This is a genomic window from Campylobacter sp. MIT 97-5078, assembly GCF_006864455.1.
Taxonomy (GTDB): domain Bacteria; phylum Campylobacterota; class Campylobacteria; order Campylobacterales; family Campylobacteraceae; genus Campylobacter_D.
The window spans coordinates 1-3,893 of sequence record NZ_QHLK01000030.1 but is presented as its reverse complement, the minus strand read 5'-3'; the positions used below and the strand labels follow the sequence as shown (position 1 = coordinate 3,893).

At 28.1% G+C, this 3,893-nt stretch carries 4 protein-coding genes and 1 pseudogene; 1 reads left to right on the top strand and 4 read right to left on the bottom strand.

Features of this window, described 5'->3' with window-relative positions; genetic code table 11:
* Positions 1–658 precede the first annotated feature (658 nt).
* Positions 659–1,807, top strand: a pseudogene (locus tag DMB91_RS08600) (YbfB/YjiJ family MFS transporter).
* Between the two features lie 75 nt (positions 1,808–1,882).
* Here DMB91_RS08600 and DMB91_RS08595 read toward each other — a convergent pair.
* From DMB91_RS08595 to DMB91_RS08585, 4 genes are all read right to left on the bottom strand, one after another.
* Positions 1,883–2,098, bottom strand: a complete 216-nt coding sequence (locus DMB91_RS08595) for a 2-hydroxymuconate tautomerase family protein (protein WP_034904557.1) — start codon at positions 2,096–2,098, stop codon at positions 1,883–1,885.
* Between the two features lie 269 nt (positions 2,099–2,367).
* Entirely contained in the window at positions 2,368–2,562 is a 195-nt protein-coding gene (locus tag DMB91_RS08590; RefSeq protein WP_143116809.1) for a hypothetical protein, read from the bottom strand.
* Between the two features lie 48 nt (positions 2,563–2,610).
* Positions 2,611–2,763 carry a hypothetical protein gene (locus DMB91_RS08950; RefSeq protein ID WP_156104158.1) on the bottom strand — a complete coding sequence of 51 codons (153 nt, stop codon included), beginning with the start codon at positions 2,761–2,763 and terminating at the stop codon, positions 2,611–2,613.
* A 34-nt stretch (positions 2,764–2,797) separates the two neighbouring features.
* Positions 2,798–3,893, bottom strand: a 1,096-nt coding sequence (locus DMB91_RS08585; protein WP_143116910.1) for a Cj0814 family flagellar-dependent secreted protein, incomplete at its 5' end; no start/stop codon positions are given.

The window sequence follows — 3,893 nt, the reverse complement described above, 5'->3', positions numbered from 1 at the left end:
TTAAGTAGTAAATCTCAATCAGTCCTTGTTTAGATTTTAAAGATTGATAGAAAAGACTTTAGTCTTTATAAATGTCAATAAAACTATAAATTAAACAAATAAAATTATTCAATTTCTTATTAGAGTTTTGGTTTGAAATTCTAGTTCTTTCCCCTTTTCTTAGACTTCTATATATTAAACTTTATGGTTATTGTTCCTATATCTATGTTTTAGAACTTTGATCATAAAATTAACAAGATGGCTTTAATACCATTACGCTAAGATTAAGTATTTTGCAAATACCATGAAATGGGAAAATTAAACAAAAATGGCACACATTTTTGTAATAAAACGAAAAACAAAAATAATTTACATCTTTTTGCACATAGGATTTATTTTCAGGCAGGATTAAGAAAATTTTTAATTATTGTTTGTTAGAATTAAAAAATCAAATACAAGGCATACAGAAGTTCTAAAAGAATTTAGAATTGAAATGTTTAAAAATTGATGAAAATTTTTGTTCTATCAATAAAGACAATAAAACTATTGATAAGCTATTTATTTTGGGATTACCCACAGAAGAAATTAAATTTTATACATTTATTTTACCTCATATTGCTTCTACATTTCTTTTTGATTCCAATAAAGCTGTAGATTATCTTATTAAAAAGGCACAAGTATGACTCTACGCGTTGTTGTTTGTTTCCTTTCAACCTTTGTGGCAAATGGCTTAGCAAGATTTGGCTATGTTGTTTTAATTCCTATTATGATAATATCAGGTAGATTAAATGAAAATCAAAGCATTCAATTAGGTATTGCAATTTTAGTTGGATATATTTTTGGTAGTTTTTTCATCAATTTTCTAAGAAAATTTATGAGTCTTGAAAATATTGCAAAACTAAGTTTTTTAATTATTTCTTTAAGTTTTTTTTGCTTGTATGATAGAAACCTTACCTTTTATGTGGGCGTGGTTATGGAGATTTTTAGCCGGTGTTGCAAGTGCTTCTTTAATGATACTTGCTGCACCACTTTCTTTGCCTTATATCAAAGAACGCTTCAGAGGGCGTATAGGGGGTTTTGTATTTAGTGGCATAGGGCTTGGTGCTGTTGTTAGTGGTTTTACTTTACCATTTATAGCCAATATTAATATTGATTTAGTTTGGATTGTTTTAGGTAGTGTAGTTTTTTGTGCTTTTGTTTTAAGTCTTTTTTCACTTAGAACGCTTAAAGATCTCAAACAAACAATACATAAAGATAATAAATTTAAAATTCCTTATGGATTATGGCTTCTTATTATTTCATATATTCTTAATGCCATAGGATATTTACCTCATACGCTTTTTTGGGTTGATTATCTTGTGAGAGAATTAAATTTTTCAACTTTGCTTGCTGGCTCATCTTGGGCTTTCTTTGGTATAGGTTCAGCCTTAGGAAGTATAAGTAGCGGGATTTTAGCTGATAAAATTGAAATAAAAAACGCCCATATTGTAGTATTATTTTTCAAAGCCTTATCTTGTTTTATTGCAGCTTTTGCTAATGATTTGTTTTGGCTCAATTGTAGTATTTTTATTATGGATTTTACAACAACTGGTAATGTAACACTCACTAATACCTTGGCATTAAAAATTGTTTTTAAAGAGCATTTTCCTACAAGTTCAAGTTTTTAACCCTTGCTTTTGGAGTTTTTCAAGCAATTTTTTCTTTTCTTTTTGCTTATTTATTAAAATTTTTAGATGGCTATTTTTGGATATTTATCTTTTGTGGATTTTGTTTAATATTCAGCTTTCTTGTGCTTTTGCCTATAAAAATAACCACTTCGCACAATTGATTTTAGCTAGAAAGCTACCACTTTAAGGTGGAGTGCAGAGGATAAAACAGGCATCAAACTAATCACAAAGAAAACCTAATTTTTTCCCTGCTCTTTTCTTACTTCAGTGATAGTTTTTCCACCTAAGCCATAATTATCCATTTCAATTTCATCAATAATTACAACAGTAGAAGCTTTGTTTTTATTTAAAACCTTAGCGAGCAGATCTGTAACACCTTCGATTAATTCTTGCTTTTGCTTGAGTGTAGGTTCGCCTTTTTCTTTTGTGATTCTAATATTAACAAAAGGCATAATGCCTCCTTAATTCTAATTTTTTATATTGTAACATATATCTTCAAATTTTTAAAAACTATTAAAATTTAGTATAACACCACCTTTAAACATAGTATCATCTGCATTTTTATACATATTTTCGCCTATATTAAATTTTTGGTTCGAAAATATCTGCATTCTTATCAATAAAATCTATACTCAATTTATTTAAACTAGAAAAACTTAAATCATCTTTTAAGAATGAACACAAAAGAAGCACAAAATTATAAAAACCTTTTCACAATAGCTTAAGCAAATATATCTAAAAGTTTATCTTTTTTGTTGTCTGCTTTGTTATATTCTTCTTTTTTAGCTTTAACTTCTACTTTTTTTGTATCTTCTTGTTGTTCCATAAGTTTTAGAGTGTCATAGATTTGATGAACTTCCTTAGGCATACACTTATGGAAACGATGATTTGAATTAGGATTTAAAACACTTAACATTAGAATAGACAATATCCATACATACAAAGTAGCTTATGCCCAGCTTCTTTATAATATTTCTCTCTTTTTGTCGAAACATTCACTAGAATCAAAACCATAATTATACACTTTAGTGCAACCATCAGTATCATAATGCCAATTTGTTGCAAAAATATTAGATAGACAACCGAGCAAAATTACAGAACCTAGTATTTTTTTCATTTCTTCTCCTTTTTAAATTTAAATCTTTATATTCTTAAGCTCTTATATCTATACCCTTTATATTATTTAAGCCCATTTGAGAAATAATCTTTCTAAAATTATCATTACTTGTATCATCATCACTTGTTTTCATACCAAAAAGAATTTTTAACTCTTCACTTGTGCTAAATTTATCTTCTAAGAGTTTTTTTAAAAATTCACTTCTTATATTGTCATCTTTATAAGTTTCTTTGTTTTTACTTTCACCTTGTATGGGTTTGAAAGGTTCTTTATTTTCTTCTTTTGAAATTTCTTGCGATGAAGTGATTTCACTTTGTTTTGCTATCTCAGCTTTATATTTCTCTCCCATTTCATCGCTTTTGGCTTTCATTTCTAGCCATTGTTTTTTAAATTCATCTATATCGCTAATATTGTTTTTAAGTTTTAAAATATTTGTAAAATCTGTTCCTATATCCCCAGTTATGCCATAATTAATGGAATTTTGTTTTACAAATTCATTCAAATCCTCTATTTGACTTTGGCTCATATTTTTATCATAGCCATTAAGCTTTCCTGCTATGGTTGTTTCACCCTCTATAAGAGGATTTTGACCTGATAAGCCTGCAAAGAATGCCATTAAAACACCGCCTTTGCTTATAGAATCATTATCATTTTTATAGACTGACTCTCCTATATCTATGTGGGAACTTGGAGCAAATATATCGTTATTCTTTTTAGTGTAATCACTAGGAGCATTCTCATGCCAACTTGGAAAGCTTAATGCTAATTGTTTGGAATTTTGATAAATTTGTAAATCATTGTTTGCACTTAAAGCACTATCAAACTCTTTTTGAGTTTGATAGATATTTGTTACTTGAAAGCTTTTTTTATCATAAGAAAATCCTAAAGGGATTTTACTTAAATCTTCAGTAGTAAAATTTCCATTTGATTTATCAATGAGTTGTGAGAAAACTTTATAAGCATTACCTAAGCTTTTGGCAAGGTCTATGCTGGTAAAAGATTTAAAATTAAGGTTAGTTATGTAACTAACCAAACTTTCAGCTCCTTTAGCATAAATCTTATAATCTTGTGGCAATCCTGCAGCCTCATTAAAATCACTTGTAAAAAAACCTTCTTTATCTACACCATAG